The sequence below is a fragment of the Vibrio sp. 10N.261.51.C6 genome (assembly GCF_041471785.1).
GTDB classification, from domain to species: Bacteria; Pseudomonadota; Gammaproteobacteria; order Enterobacterales; family Vibrionaceae; genus Vibrio; species Vibrio crassostreae_C.
On record NZ_JBFRPB010000042.1, the window covers coordinates 39519 to 55940 of the forward strand.

At 44.2% G+C, this 16422-nt stretch carries 15 protein-coding genes; 5 read left to right on the forward strand and 10 right to left on the reverse strand.

Annotated features, from left to right (window positions below; genetic code table 11):
* Positions 1 to 17: 17 nt before the first annotated feature.
* The 4 genes from crl to AB4375_RS11985 all read right to left on the reverse strand — a co-directional run bounded on the left by crl (position 18) and on the right by AB4375_RS11985 (position 3733).
* Positions 18 to 407 (reverse strand): sigma factor-binding protein Crl, encoded by a 390-nt coding sequence (gene crl, locus AB4375_RS11970; protein ID WP_136978120.1) that lies wholly within the window; start codon positions 405 to 407, stop codon positions 18 to 20.
* A gap of 144 nt (positions 408 to 551) precedes the next feature.
* The gene (frsA, locus tag AB4375_RS11975) at positions 552 to 1805 is read right to left on the reverse strand and encodes an esterase FrsA (RefSeq protein WP_017060788.1); all 1254 of its coding nucleotides are present in this window, start codon (positions 1803 to 1805) and stop codon (positions 552 to 554) included.
* 89 nt (positions 1806 to 1894) lie between these two features.
* On the reverse strand, positions 1895 to 2359 hold the full coding sequence (gene tet(34) / locus AB4375_RS11980; RefSeq protein ID WP_009847475.1) for an oxytetracycline resistance phosphoribosyltransferase domain-containing protein Tet(34): 465 nt from the start codon (positions 2357 to 2359) through the stop codon (positions 1895 to 1897).
* A gap of 84 nt (positions 2360 to 2443) precedes the next feature.
* On the reverse strand, positions 2444 to 3733 hold the full coding sequence (locus AB4375_RS11985) for an NCS2 family permease (protein WP_017060789.1): 1290 nt from the start codon (positions 3731 to 3733) through the stop codon (positions 2444 to 2446).
* Positions 3734 to 4796: 1063 nt separating this feature from the next.
* Between AB4375_RS11985 and AB4375_RS11990 the strand changes: the two genes are divergently transcribed.
* The gene (locus tag AB4375_RS11990; RefSeq protein WP_017069507.1) at positions 4797 to 6269 is read left to right on the forward strand and encodes an aminoacyl-histidine dipeptidase; all 1473 of its coding nucleotides are present in this window, start codon (positions 4797 to 4799) and stop codon (positions 6267 to 6269) included.
* 138 nt (positions 6270 to 6407) lie between these two features.
* Here the strand turns inward: AB4375_RS11990 and AB4375_RS11995 are convergent, their stop codons facing one another.
* A complete protein-coding gene (locus AB4375_RS11995; RefSeq protein WP_372051664.1) occupies positions 6408 to 6947 on the reverse strand; it encodes a DUF3332 family protein in 540 nt (179 codons plus the stop codon).
* Between the two features lie 271 nt (positions 6948 to 7218).
* On the opposite strand from AB4375_RS11995, the gene AB4375_RS12000 reads away from it, so the two are divergent.
* Positions 7219 to 8265 (forward strand): succinylglutamate desuccinylase/aspartoacylase family protein, encoded by a 1047-nt coding sequence (locus AB4375_RS12000; protein ID WP_017060792.1) that lies wholly within the window; start codon positions 7219 to 7221, stop codon positions 8263 to 8265.
* A gap of 202 nt (positions 8266 to 8467) precedes the next feature.
* Here the strand turns inward: AB4375_RS12000 and AB4375_RS12005 are convergent, their stop codons facing one another.
* The gene (locus AB4375_RS12005; RefSeq protein WP_017069509.1) at positions 8468 to 8785 is read right to left on the reverse strand and encodes a DUF3622 domain-containing protein; all 318 of its coding nucleotides are present in this window, start codon (positions 8783 to 8785) and stop codon (positions 8468 to 8470) included.
* A gap of 354 nt (positions 8786 to 9139) precedes the next feature.
* On the opposite strand from AB4375_RS12005, the gene AB4375_RS12010 reads away from it, so the two are divergent.
* Positions 9140 to 10147, forward strand: coding sequence for an adenosine deaminase (locus AB4375_RS12010; RefSeq protein WP_017069510.1), 1008 nt, complete (start codon positions 9140 to 9142; stop codon positions 10145 to 10147).
* A gap of 67 nt (positions 10148 to 10214) precedes the next feature.
* Here AB4375_RS12010 and AB4375_RS12015 read toward each other — a convergent pair whose 3' ends face one another.
* Complete coding sequence (locus AB4375_RS12015) at positions 10215 to 11399, reverse strand: NnrS family protein (protein ID WP_372051665.1); 1185 nt, start codon at positions 11397 to 11399, stop codon at positions 10215 to 10217.
* A 288-nt stretch (positions 11400 to 11687) separates the two neighbouring features.
* Here AB4375_RS12015 and AB4375_RS12020 point away from each other — a divergent pair, with 288 nt between their 5' ends.
* Positions 11688 to 12242, forward strand: a complete 555-nt coding sequence (locus tag AB4375_RS12020) for a gamma-glutamylcyclotransferase family protein (protein ID WP_372051667.1) — start codon at positions 11688 to 11690, stop codon at positions 12240 to 12242.
* Positions 12243 to 12288: 46 nt separating this feature from the next.
* On the opposite strand, the gene AB4375_RS12025 is transcribed toward AB4375_RS12020, so the two are convergent.
* Positions 12289 to 12621 carry a tRNA-binding protein gene (locus AB4375_RS12025; RefSeq protein ID WP_004734420.1) on the reverse strand — a complete coding sequence of 111 codons (333 nt, stop codon included), beginning with the start codon at positions 12619 to 12621 and terminating at the stop codon, positions 12289 to 12291.
* Between the two features lie 197 nt (positions 12622 to 12818).
* Between AB4375_RS12025 and AB4375_RS12030 the strand changes: the two genes are divergently transcribed.
* Positions 12819 to 13817, forward strand: coding sequence for a substrate-binding domain-containing protein (locus AB4375_RS12030; protein WP_372051668.1), 999 nt, complete (start codon positions 12819 to 12821; stop codon positions 13815 to 13817).
* Between the two features lie 218 nt (positions 13818 to 14035).
* Here the strand turns inward: AB4375_RS12030 and galM are convergent, their stop codons facing one another.
* Positions 14036 to 15115, reverse strand: a complete 1080-nt coding sequence (gene galM / locus AB4375_RS12035) for a galactose-1-epimerase (RefSeq protein WP_061038698.1) — start codon at positions 15113 to 15115, stop codon at positions 14036 to 14038.
* A 111-nt stretch (positions 15116 to 15226) separates the two neighbouring features.
* Positions 15227 to 16387 carry a galactokinase gene (galK, locus tag AB4375_RS12040; protein WP_048612261.1) on the reverse strand — a complete coding sequence of 387 codons (1161 nt, stop codon included), beginning with the start codon at positions 16385 to 16387 and terminating at the stop codon, positions 15227 to 15229.
* Between the last annotated feature and the right edge of the window lie 35 nt (positions 16388 to 16422).

Genomic DNA, 16422 nt, shown 5'->3' on the forward strand with positions numbered 1-16422 from the left:
AAGAGTAACCTTTAAAATTAGACGAATTCGACAGACTCTTCGTCTAATTGGATACTGATTTCAAACTTACTTTGAAGTTCATCAACCAATTTCTTGTGGAAGGCTTCTTGAGTTCGAGAGACCTCAGCGACCGCCTTTTTAGGTAACGGCAAAGAATCCCAGTTACCATCGATGTTGTACTTGCCGATATTGTACTTCGCCGAATATCCCTTTTCCGACTTATCCAATTCCAGCCACCAGCCCCAGAACTCGCGTTCTTCTGGTGATTTTTTATCGTTCACACATACAGACAAGCAATCAAAGATATAGTGGCCTTCTTCTGATTGCGGTTCCCTTAAGTAAGGCCCGATCGCCTTTAAAACATTCAACAAGCGGTAATGCGTAGGTTGTTGTGTCACTTCTGACATATTGAATCTCCATTTTCAATGTTAAGAATGACGTTACTCAGACTGTTATACGTAGAAACTACGCATTTGGATTTTATAAATGACCTCTGAGTATCAGGTACTTAGTTTGTACATTTTTCATGCTTAACTAATTTAGGAGAAATGTCATCTAAATAATTCATCCTCAAGCCACTTTATCGCCAATTCGAGGGATTGCTCATAACCTTGTGTAATTGACTTAGCTTTGATTTTCTTCGCTTTTCCGTAATCACTGTAAATAGCAACCAGTTGATTATCCATTGGCGGTGAAACCGGGTCGCCTTCCAGAGCCAATGCCAAGATAGGAACACTGGTTTTACTGTTTGACAGCAAACCTTGTACCTTGAGTGACCACGCCATCAACTGCCCAGAAAGGCTATTGATATCGACCGCCCCTTTACCAAGGCGCGAAGCCAACACATCTAGATGCATTTTAGGCATCTGCTTAAGTTTATCTGCATGAACAAAGATATCGTGAATTGGCGCGCCTAAAGAAATACACGCTTTAATCTTATGTTGCTCGAGGAAAGATAATCTCACCATCGCATTGCCACCGAAGCGGAAACCAAACAAGCCGACTTTGTGGTGATCGACCCATGGGATGTTAGGCAATTCATTCAGCACTGCTTGGTGAAGACAAGATGAGTCTTCTGTTAACGGCCAATGTGCACTGTGCCCTATTGATGGCATGTCTACCGTTAACATAGCAATGTTCTTAGGTGCTAAATAATCCCTAAACAGGCGCCACATATCGGTTTGCAAGCTATCTAGACCCGCGCTGACAATCACAACCGGTTGTGGTTTATCTGTCTTGGTTAGATGCAAGTTCGCTTTGATCTTCTTGTTTTGGTATGGAATATCAATCTGCTTGACGATCAACTTAGTGTGCTTGATCGCTTCAGAATACGCTGCGTTGGCCAACACTTGAGCCTGAGCTGCCAAGTTGTCGTTCTTGAGGTGTGGGTAACCCGCAATACTGAAGCACAACGATGCGGAAAATAGCTCTTCAGCCATCTCTTCACCATTCTTCTCATTAGAACGATTTTGATGCTGCATACCCAGCTTGGTCCATTCGTATGCCCAGTTACCACTTCGGTAACCCATGACCGTATCAAGCCACTCATCGGTTGTACGAGAGTTATCTGATGACGCGATGCGAGCCAATACCGCTTCCTGCTCTATTGGATTAACGCCTTGCCATACCCACTGAAGACGTCTTAGGTTTCGATACCATGATGAGTTTTGCTGTTCACGTTTCTCATCCAATAGCGCTTCAGAGCTTGGCATGTATTGTGTCAACATTGAGGTCTCTTTCGCTTGCTTGTGCTTTACAAACAAAGTTTCCGAAAGGTTCGAGCTCGTTTCTTCTGGTTCAGACATTGGGATACTTAATAAGAAATGGTTGTCACTAATAATATAAAAAAAAATGACCCTATAAAGGGTCATTTCTCAAAAAACTAAGTTTACGCTTATTTTGACTTGCGATTTACTGGCTCTACGTAGCTTAGGCTAGTATCCCAAGGTTGCTCAATCCATGTGTCTTGAGCGATATCAACAATGTACTCGTCTAGCAAATCAGCGCCAGATGGTTTTGCACATACAGCGATCAGTTTCGCTTTAGGGTACATTTCGCGAAGCTTACGTGCAGTGTCACCACTATCAACCAAGTCTTCAACGATTAGGAAGCCTTCGCCGTCACCTTCAGGTGCTTTAACTACTGTCATATCACGTTGGTGATCGTGGTCGTAGCTAGAAATACAAATCGTATCTACGTGACGAATACCTAGCTCACGAGCCAAGATTGCACCAGGAACCAAACCACCACGGCTTACTGCCCAGATGCCTTTCCACTGCTCTGCTGGCATTTGCTTTTCAGCAAGTTGACGGCAGTAAGTCTGCATGTTGTCCCAAGTGATAACGAATTTGTTGCTCATAGTATAAAACCTAATAATTTTGTCATGTTATTAGAGGCTATTTCAAACATAGCCTCTTCAGCGATTAAGCAGAAATCTAGACGATTAAGCGAAAATGTATTTAAGAATAAAGATAGCCGACATTACCCACACAGCAGGTGAAACGTCGCGACCTTTACCACTTAGCAGCTTAATTGCAGCGTAAGCGATGAAACCTAGTGAGATACCCTCAGCGATAGAGTACGTCAGCGGCATAAGCAGACATGTTACCACGACTGGTGCGGCTTCCGTAAGATCACGCCAATCAATGCCAACTAGGCCAGACATCATCAGAATTGCTACATAGAAAAGTGCACCTGATGTTGCGTAAGCCGGAATCATACCTGCAAGTGGCGAGAAGAAAAGAGCCAGTAGGAATAAGATACCAACAACAACAGCAGTTAGACCGGTACGACCGCCTTCAGCAACACCCGCAACACTCTCAACATAAGAAGTTGTGTTTGATGTACCTAGCAATGCACCAATAGATGTTGCTGTAGAGTCAGCAAGCAGTGCTTTGTTCAAGCGCGGTAGTTTGCCGTCTTCTTTGATTAGGTTTGCTTTCGTTGCAACACCAACCAGAGTACCCGCTGTATCGAACAAATCGACGAACAAGAACGCGAATACCACTGAAATCATACCGATTTCAAATACAGCAGAGAAATCAAGCTGCATGAATGTAGGAGCAAGGCTTGGTGGTGTAGACATGATGCCGCCGTATTGAACGTCACCAATAACAATGCCAAGAGCTGTGATAGCTAGAATCGCAATCATTACTGCCCCTTTCACGCCACGGTGAACAAGAGCAATCGTTAGGAAGAAACCAAGTGAGCCTAGGATAGGAGCAATCGCGGTAATGTCGCCCAGTGAGACTTTAGTTGCTGGGTTAGAAACAACGATGCCTGCATTGCTAAGCGCAATAAACGCTAGGAAAAGACCGATACCTGCAGAGATACCAACACGCAGAGACATAGGGATCGAGTTGATAATCCATTCACGGATCTTAAAGATGCTTAAGAAGATGAAGATTACGCCTGATACGAAAACCGCTGCCAGAGCAACTTGCCACGTATAACCCATACCCATTACAACAGCGTAGGTAAAGAATGCGTTCAAACCCATGCCTGGAGCTTGAGCAATTGGGTAGTTAGCAACAAAGCCCATGATGAAACAGCCAATAGCAGCCGCTAAACAGGTTGCTACAAATACAGCGCCATGGTCCATACCAGCATCAGCTAGAATCATTGGGTTTACAAAAATGATGTAAGCCATTGTTAGGAAGGTTGTTAGACCTGCGATGATTTCAGTGCGCACATTGGTGCCATTTTCACTGAGTTTGAATAGCTTTTCGAACATTATCGAATCCTATAAGGGTAAAAAGTAAACGGTTGCGTAATCGATTGGCTGTGGATTATAAAGTTATCAAATAACAAATTCCAGATAGAATTAAGGCTCTAATCGATATTTATCAGAATGCCGTATGAAACAAAGCGATTAAAAATGAAGATATCACCGATAAATAACCATTAAAAACAAACAATTAACAACAATAGACTCACTAAAACTAGTTGGTTGTTTTTTCTACCATCGGTTATTTTCATTGATAATCTAGCCAGTAAATTCTGAATTCAAACTCACAATAGTTATGTATTTTTCAACAGGATCAGTAATAAGGCGCAAATTGATATTTCGGCGTTTAAAAAACAACCACGCAGAACAGCAAGGAAAGTGACAAGCGAAAGCGGTTTGGAAAAGTAGCAGGCAAAAAAAACGCCACTCAAAACTGAGTGGCGGTAGAATCTGTCAACCAAAAGGGCTGTAAAAGAATTCCAATATATAGGGGTGAACAAAACTGTTCGAGTTACATGCTTACGGTATTAGTAACCAAAGCTTGTAGGGTATGCAAAGTTGCTAGTGTAAACAGAGCTGTTAATCCAGAACATTGCAGATGGTAAACCTTTCATAACTATCACCTTAATAAATCAATAAAAAACGAATTTGATTTCTCGGTTCCTTGGAGGCGATAAAACGGACTCATCCTTTGAGCATTTACTCTTCATCTCAGAAGTTGGTTATTAATATACCCTAAAGAAAAAAGATTACAAGTATTTTTTGCTATACGTCACATTTTTGGCCATTTGCGGTTATTTTGCAAACTTATTTTGTAATAAAATTACAAAATAGAATTAAACAAACGTTTGCCTGCTCCATTTATAAGCATCAAGGCGCTTAGCTGTGATCAGATGGACAAGATCGCTTTCAAAATTTGAGCTATTTGAGGTTTAGAACCGCTACTCGTCAAAACGCTCAAGTGGTATGCTGTTGCCATCAAAACAGACCCATATTTTAGATTTTTGTTCTAGGTTTTCCCCCATGCAAAACCTAAATATATGGTTATTAAATAAAAAAGGAGTCATCCGTGTCTGAATTCCATTCTGAGATCAGTAAATTATCCCCTACCCCTATCTGGCAGTTCTTCGATAAGATTTGCTCAATCCCACACCCTTCTAAGCATGAAGAAGAGCTTGCTCAATACATTATTGCTTGGGCAACAGAGCAAGGCCTAGATGTACGTCGTGACCCAACGGGTAACGTATTCATCAAAAAGCCAGCAACGGCGGGTATGGAAAACAAAAAAGGTGTAGTGCTACAAGCTCACATCGATATGGTTCCACAAAAGAACGAAGACACAGTTCATGACTTTGCTAAAGATCCAATTCAACCATACATTGATGGTGAGTGGGTTACAGCTAAAGGCACAACGCTTGGCGCTGATAACGGCATGGGCATGGCTTCTTGCCTAGCGGTTCTTGCTTCAAACGAAATCCAGCACGGCCCTATCGAAGTTCTACTAACAGTAGATGAAGAAGCAGGCATGACTGGTGCTTTCGGTCTTGAAGCGGGTTGGTTAGAAGGCGATATCCTTCTTAACACCGATTCAGAGCAAGAAGGCGAAGTGTACATGGGTTGTGCTGGCGGTATCGACGGCGCAATGACATTTGAAATTGCTCGTAATGCGATTCCAGCTGACTTCGTAACACGTAAGCTAACGCTAAAAGGCCTAAAAGGCGGTCACTCTGGTTGTGACATCCACACAGGTCGTGCAAACGCAAACAAACTGCTTGCTCGCTTCCTAGCGGGTCACGCAAAAGAGCTAGACCTTCGCATCGTCGAATTCAAAGGTGGTAGCCTTCGTAACGCGATCCCTCGTGAAGGTTTCGTAACGGTTGCTGTTCCTGCGGCAAACCAAGAAAAACTGGCTTCACTATACAACTACTACACTGAGCTGCTTTCAACAGAGCTAGGTAAAGTAGAAGACAGCATCGTGACTTTCAATGAAGAAGCTTCTGTAGAAATGGGCGCACTTGCGTCAGCAGACCAAGCTCGCTTTATCGCGGCACTTAACGCATGTCCAAACGGCGTGATTCGTATGAGTGACGAGATTGAAGGTGTTGTGGAAACGTCTCTAAACGTAGGTGTTATCACAACAGAAGAGAACTCAATCACAGTACTTTGCCTGATCCGCTCTCTTATCGATTCAGGTCGTAGCCAAGTAGAAAGCATGCTTCACTCTGTTGCTGAACTAGCAGGCGCTAACATCGCGTTCTCTGGTGCTTACCCAGGTTGGAAACCAGACGCAGATTCAGAAATCATGCATATCTTCCGTGACATGTACGAAGGTATCTACGGTCACAAGCCAAACATCATGGTTATCCATGCTGGTCTTGAGTGTGGTCTATTCAAAGAACCTTACCCGAACATGGATATGGTTTCTTTCGGCCCAACCATCAAGTTTCCGCACTCTCCTGATGAGAAAGTGAAGATCGACACCGTTGAGCTATTCTGGAACCAAATGGTTGCATTGCTTGAAGCGATCCCAGAAAAAGCTTAATTCGATAAGCTATGTTTGTTCAGTAAATGGTGTTTTACAGTAAACACCGTTTATCTGAGACAAAATAAAACAGGTACTCAATGAGTACCTGTTTTTGTATCTAATCTTTGTAGCTACTACTTGTGACTAAATAAACAATTAAGCGCGTGAAGCCGCGTAGCTTTCTAGCTCATCAATTGAAGTTTGTGCCACAACTTCGCCATCGATGAAGTACGTCACCATCTCGCCATCACGAACACCGATTAACGTCGCACGCTCACCAGACTGGTAAGTAATGTCCATTTGGATCGTGTTTTCATCAATCTGCTGCATTTGACCTTTTTCGATCACATCTGCACTCGTGATAGGACCCACTGGCGCTTCCGTTAGAGACGGATCAAGTTGGTGGTTGATGTCTAGGTAAGTATCAGTCTTAGTATCAAAGATGTGCGGAGCACCTGTTAGTGGGTTGCTACCAGTCCAGAACTCTAGTGAGTTGAATACTATGTAATCGGCAGCAACTGTTAGACCGTATGCAGGTGCAAGTAGCATGTTCAAACCACCACGAGCGTAACGGTTATCAACAGCCTTGATGTTGAACTTCATTAGGTAACCCGTTACTGCGTTGCTACCAACACAGCCAGATAAAGCAACAGATACCACCGCTAGTGCTACAACTTTTGAAATTGTTTTTTTCATTTTGATCTCAATATTTGAATTTGGCCGCCAAAAAATGGCGGTGGATAATACCAACGAACTGAATGACAAATATCAGCTCTAAGTTAATGTATTGTCATAAAATTCAAAATTTTAAACACCCTTCAATTAGCCAGATAAAAAACTGAAACCAATTCAGAAGCCCCTTCATAAAAAACTTTTGTCGTCACCGTAAAGCGATTGATTCGTACTAAAAATCAACGATTGCTACATTCCGTGTTAACGAATTATCACCATGTTGAGAACAACCTAAATGGCAAGACTAAAACCTAATCAACCATTCGAATTACTTGGTTATACTGTTCAGCCAGGACAGCGAATGGAGATTGAACTGCAAGCGGCTCAGCTTTACACGCATTCTCCACTTTCGATCCCGATTGAAATTATTCACGGTCGCCAAGCAGGCCCAACACTGATGGTAAATGCGGCTATCCACGGCGATGAGCTAAACGGTGTTGAGATTGCACGACAACTGACCAATGCGATTGATCCAAAGAAACTGAAAGGGACATTAATTGTTGTGCCTATCGTTAACGTATTTGGCTTTATCCATAAATCTCGTTACCTACCAGACCGTCGTGACCTAAACCGTTGCTTCCCTGGCAGTGAGAAAGGATCGTTAACATCACGTATCGCTTACACCTTCTTTGAGAACGTGGCAAAGCACTGTGATTACATTCTGGATCTACACACGGGCGCGATTCACCGTACCAATCTGCCACAGATTCGTGCAAACCTATCGAACCCTGAGACACTGCGCATCGCAAAAGCGTTCGCAACACCCGTGATTATTGATTCTCCACTGCGCGACGGTTCACTGCGTAGCGAAGCGGAAAAACTGGGTATTCCTGTATTAACTTACGAAGGTGGTGAAGCGCTGCGTTTTGATCACCTCGCGATTCGTGCGGGTTACCTTGGCGTGCATCAAGTGATGAAAGAAATCGGCATGCTGCGCCCTAACCGTAAGAAGTTACCAGAGCCAGTATTGAGTAAATCCACCAGCTGGATCCGCGCTGAATCAGACGGTATTTTGCGTAACATGGTAAGACTTGGCGAACAGGTTGAAGCAGGACAAACCCTTGCTTACATCAGCTCTCCATTGGGTCACCAAGAAGGCCAAGTGATCACAACCAAAGGCGGTATCGTGATTGGTCAGCAAACTCTGCCTTTGGTCAACGAAGGTGATGCTGTGTTCCACATCGCTTACTTCAAGCAAGACGATGAAGAAGTAGGACAATCAGTAGAAAGCTACATTGAAGAAGTGGCAGAAGACGATTGGCTAACTGCACTGAATAACTGATCAGACAATGCTTAACAGTTTAAGAGCTCGACGTTAAAAGCGAGAAGCCAAACCGAGCTCTTAAACACAATAAAACAGAACTCCACAAACTAAAAAGCCCCAAAACACTTTTAACTCGAAAGAAAAAAGTTGTATCGGGGCTTTTTTTTCACAAATCCCTTATCTTAAAATTAAGTGATCTATAAATTAGTCATGCACTGAATTATTCAGCGTCTTGTTGCTCTTCTGCACGAGCTTTAGCGCGCGCTTCACGTGCTTGCTCAGCTTTAAGCTCTTTAGTGTGACGTAGTTCGTCACGCTCTTTACGTTGCTCTGATTTACGCTCGTTACGTTCAGCTTGGTTAGCGATGAAAGATGCTAGCTCTTTCTCTGCCCACTCTTGTGCTAGAGCTTCAGTTTCGAAACCAGACTCACGCTTAGATACTGTAGTGCTGCGAGACGTTACTTGACGAGTAATCTCTGCACACCAACCGTTGCGTTTTTCTGTAAGGCGGATATCAAATTTTTTGTTCTTAGACATGTTCTATTTTTTCCTAAGGGAGATCATTAAGGGATCGGTCAACTTTGATAACTCCATCTAAGTGAGCATCTTTTAACACCATCCCTTGGTAAGCGCGGTATTAGAGCACAAATCAATGAATATTGCTGCAAATATTTGCAGCGGATCACACTCCAATGCTGCAAATCGTTTGCGCCTAATTTCAATCGGTTCATAACTCTCGGTTCACCATCAACTTCTATCCTATTTTATCGATAACAATGAAATGAACTATGATCAAACAGAGATAAATGAAAGAGATACCTGCTTGCTCAGGTTTATAGACTCTACTGTCTCACCTACTCCGCTCATAATTAAAATAGCTAAGGAGTTGCTATGGATAGCTTCATCAAAAATTTACCCAAAGTTGAGCTGCACTTACATATAGAAGGCACATTAGAGCCAGAGCTGATGTTCCAACTCGCCAAGCGTAATAACCTGTCGATTCCCTTTGAGACCCCAGACCAAGTTCGAGACGCGTACCAGTTCCACAATCTTCAATCCTTTCTCGATATCTATTACCAAGGTGCAAACGTACTGATTCATGAACAAGATTTCTACGACCTGACGTGGGCTTATCTGTTGAAGTGTCAGCAAGATAATGTGGTTCATACTGAGATCTTCTTCGACCCTCAGACTCACACTGAACGCGGCATTGACTTTGAAGTCATCGTTGGCGGGATTACTCGAGCTTTGAATCAAGTGGAGCAAGAGCTTGGTATCAGCAGCCAACTGATCATGTGCTTTCTGCGTCATCTCGATGAAGACAGCGCTTTTGAAACACTCAAACAAGCCCTTCCTTATAAAGATAAGATCATTGCCGTTGGGTTAGATTCATCAGAACAGGGCAATCCACCAGAGAAGTTTAAACATGTATTCCAAGAAGCGATCAACCAAGGCTTTCTGACTGTCGCGCACGCCGGAGAAGAAGGCCCAGCACAAAATATTAGCGACGCACTGAGCTTGCTAGGCATTACCCGAATTGATCATGGCGTTCGCTGTGTAGAAGATGAAGAGTTGATGGAACAGCTAATAGCAAAACGTACACCACTGACCGTCTGCCCGCTGTCGAATACCAAGCTCAAGGTGTTTGAGACCATGCAAGAGCACAACATCGTCGAGTTGCTGAGAAAAGGGCTGTGCGTCACCATCAATTCCGATGATCCGGCTTACTTCGGCGGCTATATGAATGATAACTTCCTCGCCGTCGCCAATGCTCACCCAGTGACCAAAAACGAATTGGCGCAGTTCAGTATTAATGCCATCGAAGCCAGTTTTATCTCGCCTCACGCCAAGGAAGATCTCATCACACAGGTACGCCAATACCTTGCTGCGAGTACTTAATGAGTTATCAAGATCAAAAAGGGAAGCTCTGAGCTTCCCTATCTATATCAATAGATAACTAATTGGCTTAGCCCGGGTGACCATCCACTCTTGGCGTTAACAGCATCATCCCAAATTTCCAGATAAATAGACCGAACGCTAACGTCCATAAACCCGCGCTGATATTGACCATCTCAAATAAATACGCCGGGAAGAATGTCACACCTAAACTACGAACGAGTGCCGCGATAAATATAGCCGAGAACGCCAAAGCCATACTTGGCCCTTTATAGATAGCACGGCCAGTATGTCCCATTGTCACGCGCGTGATCATCGCCAGAATTAACCCACTCAAACCGCCAATCGCAAACAGGTGCAGCATGTTATGGCTCGCGAACGGGTTATCTAGCAAACCGCGTAACAGCAAGCTGAGAGGGATACATAGGTAAGCCGCATGCAGCGACCACACCAAGGGTTCTGATAGTGTTGTCCAAGGCTTCCAGCGGATAAAGCGCACCAACTGTGTCACACCTGCAAATACCATCAACTCATTGCCGACTTGAGCAAAGGCCAATGGGAAGAAGCTCAACACAAATAAGCCAACCAAAGGTAGATTGGCTAACCATTCCAACCAAACCAAGGGCTGCGCTTTTTCGAAATCAAAACGACGCGCTGTAAAGAATGGGAGCACTCGCCCACCCATCACTGATAACAGCAAGGTAAACCACCACAACATAGCCTGCCAAACTGCAGACGATGGGAATGGAGGCATCCCCTTAATGGTCGCGTAACTAGCAAAGTTCGCCACGATAGCCAATATAAACAGTGGCACAAAGAATAGATTCTTCCAGCCTTTCGACTTCACGACTCGGAAACCAATTTCGTAGGCGGCGAAGATTAAGAACAGCGCCTCAACCGACGAGATCAGCCATAACGGAGCGGGTGTCCAAAACAGAATACGAGGTGCGAGCCACAAACCGACTAGCGCAGCTAATCGATAATGCTTGGTGCCATTGACACCCGTCCACGTTTGTACTGCCGTTAACACAAAACCGACCACTATCGCCATTGAGAAACCAAACAGCATCTCATGCACGTGCCACCACAGTGCGGGAACTTTTAAAATCTCAGGCTGACCGTTTTGGAACATGATGACCCAAGCGACAATCGCGATTACTGCATAGAGACTGCCTAAAAAGAAGAAAGGTCGAAAGCCTAAACGCAGGTAGGCTGGAATCGCGTCTTCTACACTTTTATCTGTGATATTTAACAAACTCGCTCCTAATTCTCAGATAAGCGGCCAAGGTATTACCTAAACCAAATTTTGTGTGCATCAAATCCGATGCAATATGCAGATCACATTGCATGAAACGCGCCAATTAGATAAAACCAGTAAAAACAGCGACTCACGAGATTCAATAGCCAATAAATAAGTCAAAAAAACACAACCAAAAGAGTCATAAAGACACATGCATGTATAAATAGAAACTTACTGACTTTTGGTATCTCGCCACATATAGTAAGACTAGACTTAAATGGAACAACTCAGACAAGGAATGCGATGTATATTTTTGGTTATGGCAGTTTAATCAACTCATCTTCACGTCAGCTTACCGGTCAGACAGGGCAAGCGATCCCTGCGATTGTTCATGGCTTGATTCGCCATTGGAGCAAGATCGATGACAGCTATGTCTTATCCCCTTTGATCGTCAATCTCGGTGAGGGACAAGTGAATGGAGTTTTACTTGAGGTGGATGATATTGCGCTGACTGAGTTTGATCGCCGTGAGCGTGGTTATCACCGAATCGAATTAAAGGCCTCTCAGATAGAAAGCCAAAATGAGTTTAAACAGGATCAATCGATCTGGGTTTACATCAAAGACGAGATTCAAGCACCTTGCGAAAACAGCCCTATTGTTCAAACCTATGTCGATACGGTATTAGCAGGATGTTTAGAAGTGTCTGAAAGCTTTGCGGCGCACTTTGTTCAACACACACAAGGTTGGCATCACCCATTAGAAAATGATCGCCACCAGCCTAAATACGGCAATCTTGCTGGGGTTTCAGATCACCACCACAGTGTGATTGATGGCTTGATACTGACTGTTCGCAGCTAGTTGATTTAGGTTGGTGAACACATTGACTCACCAACCTAAAGCGATCTTAAACGACACGAATACCTGCAGGCATCGCACGTTCCGGGGTCAGCAATACACTTTCAGATTCATCTTCCGTTTCGGCACATAACAACATGCACTCAGAAGTGTGGCCTCTCATCTTCGCCTTCGCTAGATTACACAAAACAACAACCTGCTTACCCATCAACTCTTCTTCGGTGTAGTAAGGCACTAGGCTGGTCACCGTTTGTAGCGTCTTCTCACCGATATCCACTTGCACGATGTAAAGCTTGTCTGCGTTTTCATGACGCACAACCTCAATGATCTTACCGACACGCATTTCTAACTTAGCAAAGTCACCATAAGAGACAGTATCCATTTCTCACTTCCTATATTGATTTATTTTTACTCATTAAATTATTTACTAAAATTAAGTAAAATGTAAATGTTTACACTAGCATTAAGCCTAATAATTACAAGCGGTAAAGATCTCATTACTGGAAGTAAAATGAGAGTTTCGTTGCCTTGCACTCATTGTCGGTGTTAAATAGATGCAGCAATGTATAGAGGTTAAAAATGGCAACAATTAAAGATGTCGCAAGGGAAGCTGGTGTTTCTGTTGCAACCGTATCTCGAGTCGTAAATAAGTCTCCGAAGGCAAGTGCGAACTCAATTGAATCCGTCACCAAAGCGATGTCTAAACTCGGCTATCGCCCGAATGCCAATGCTCGCGCGCTGGTAAGCCAGAGCACCAATACCGTCGGTGTGTTGGTTGGTGATATCTCCGATCCTTTTTTTGGCACGCTGGTTAAGGCTGTCGATAATGTCGCTCGTGAGAACGGAAAACATATCCTTGTCGGTAATGGCTCGCACGATCGTGAAGAAGAGAGACAAGCGATTGAATTGCTGATTAACAGCCGTTGTGACGCCCTGGTGATCCACTCTAAAGGCCTCACCGACGAAGAACTGATTGCCTATGCAAAAGAGGTCAAAGGCTTAGTACTGATCAACCGTTATATTGCTGAGATTGCCAACCACTGTATTTTCTTAGACAACAAAAAAGGTGCGTATCTTGCGACGGAATATCTGATCCGCCATGGCCATAAGAACATTGCCTGTATCGCCTCATCGCATAGCATTGAAGATGCCGATGAGCGTATCCAAGGTTACTTAGCGGCACTCTCAGATTACAAAATAGCGCTCTCTGACAGCTATATTGAATACTCAGCGCCGACCAGTGACGGTGGCGAATACGCCATGACTAACCTTCTGACTAAGTCACTGCCAATCACTGGCATTGTGGCGTACAACGATTACATGGCAGCTGGTGCTTTGTCTGTCCTTGATGAAAACGGTATTCAAGCGCCAGACAAAATGTCGATCATCGGTTTCGATGATGGTTTGATTGCCCGCTATGTTCATCCAAAGCTCACCACTATTCGCTACCCGATTCAGATGATGGCAGAGAAAGCGACACGACTCGCGTTGCACTTAGCCAAAGGTGAAAACACCTCAACTGAACCAATGATGTTCTCTCCAACTCTGGTACGCCGTAATTCGGTAGAGAAAGTCTAGGTTCTGGTCGACTCATCAAGCAATAAACAAAAAAAGCCCTAACAGAATCGCTTCTGTTAGGGCTTTCCTACCTTACTCAGATACTCAACAAACGCGCTTAATAAACCGCACTCTTGTTGAGCGCCACTTTTGCTCATCCCCCAAGAACAACGCGATAATTCACATCGTCCTATTCACAAACAAAAGATATTGACGTAACCGCTTTGAGCTAGAGCGTACTAGTTTGAAGAATCCCCCGAAAATTCAAACTGGTAACAGGTACTGTAGTTATATTCTTGTTCAGGCTTGAGAATACAACTGTCCTGCTTCCACTCTGGGTGGTTAGGAGAGTCAGGTAAGAACTGGGTTTCTAGCGCCAAACCAGCGTAGTCTTCATAGCTGCCACCACTTCGGTTTGGTGTGCCACCAAGCCAGTTTCCGGTGTATAGCTGCATCGCAGGTTTGGTTGAAAATACTTTTAGTGTGACGAGCGCATCCGGTGAGGTTACGGTCGCGGCGCATTGAGTGCGTTTGCAGCCATCAGCCAATAAGAAAGAGTGGTCGTAACCCTTTGCTGCTTTCTGCTGTTCATCGCCCAACAAACGCTCTGAGATCATCATAGGCTGATTGAAGTCAAAGCTGGTCGATTTCACTGATTTAAGGTTACCTAACGGAATACCCACCGAATTGGTCGGTAAGAACTGATTAGCATTGATACTGACAATGTGTGACAAACAATCGTGTCCAGCTTCAGCGCCAAGTAGATTGAAGTACGCATGATTCGTTAGGTTGACTACAGTCGGCTTGTCTGTGGTTGCAGAGTAATTAATGGAAACTCGATTGTCTTCGGTGATGTCATAACGTACCGACACATTCAAATTCCCCGGGAATCCTTGGTCGCCATCAGCAGACTCAAGAGTAAACACCACTGACGTTTCGGTTTGCTCGGCAATATTCCAACGGCGTTTATCAAATCCGTTCGGGCCACCATGTAAGGTATTGCCCGCTTGGTTGGTTTCCAGCTTGTAATTCTGACCATCAATTTTGAAACGACCATTAGCAATGCGGTTAGCATAACGGCCAACAGTTGTGCCCATATAGCTGGCTTGTTTATCGAAGTTCTCCATTGAGTTAACACCCAACAAAACTTCTCTTTTGTTTCCTTTTACTGGCAGGATACAGCTCAACCATGTTGCACCAATATCCATGAATGTCACTTGCATGCCATGCGTATTTGATAGCGTCACTAACTGAGCGGGTTGGCCATCATAGGCAGGAGTCTGCGTCATGGATTGATGCAGGTTTTGCTCTTGTGTCATTCTAAATTCCTTCTAGTGCCAGTAAAAAGCCTCTACCTGAAGTAAAGGCTTTAGCATTTGGCCTACCATGATCTTTTTACTTGGTAAGCTCTATATTAAATCTCGAAGCCGTTAGATTACTTCAACTAAGCCTGCTCCGTCTTTCGCTTGGCACACATAAATAGATTCTTTTAGACCCGTCGCCGCTTGATATTTCTGCTCAACGGTTGTTTTGATTTCATCAACCAATGCAGGTGGAACCAATGCCACAATACAACCACCGAAACCACCGCCAGTCATACGCACGCCACCTTGCTCACCGATCACTTCTTTGACCATATCAACCAGCGTATCGATTTCTTTCACCGTGATTTCAAAATCATCACGCATTGATGCATGCGATTCAGCCATCAACTCACCCATGCGTTTCATATCATGAGTGCGCAGAGCTTGAGCCGCTTCAACAGTACGGTCATTTTCAGTAATCACGTGACGAGCACGTTTCGCGACCATTTCATCTAACTCAGACTCTTTCGCTTTGAACTGCTCAATGGTCACATCACGAAGTGCCGGAACACCAAAGATGCGCGCCGCTTCTTCACACTGTTCACGACGTGTGTTGTATTCGCTGTCGACTAAGCCGCGTTTCTTGTTTGAGTTGATGATAACCACAGCCATATCTTCTGGCATAGAAACTGCTTGAGTCTCTAGGCTACGACAATCCAATAGCATCGCGTGGTTTGCACGACCTTCTGCAGAGATCATTTGGTCCATGATGCCGCAGTTACAGCCCACAAATTCGTTTTCGGCCTGCTGACCATTTAGCGCCACTTCAGCTTGGCTGATCTCTAGGTTATAAAGCACCTTGAATGTTTGACCAATCACCACTTCCAGCGCCGCAGAAGAACTTAAACCTGCACCTTGAGGCACGTTGCCCGTTACAGAGATGTCTGCACCTGTAAATTCAAAGCCGCGACCTTTTAAGCACTTCACCACACCACGAATGTAGTTAGCCCACATCTTGTCTTGTTGGAATGTGATCTCTTGAGTTAAATCGAACTCATCGACTGCATTACCGTAGTCCACTGATACTACGCGAACAATGTTGTCGTCACGCTTAGCCGCGGCGACTACCGTTTGGTAGTTAATGGCACACGGTAGAACAAAACCATCGTTGTAGTCAGTGTGCTCGCCGATCAGGTTCACACGACCTGGTGCTTGGATAATATGAGTCGCTTGGTAACCAAGGACTTGCTCAAAAGATGCTTTCACGTTTTGGATTAGGTCAGACATAAGTAAACTCTCTGGTTAAACTCTTTGTTCAATTG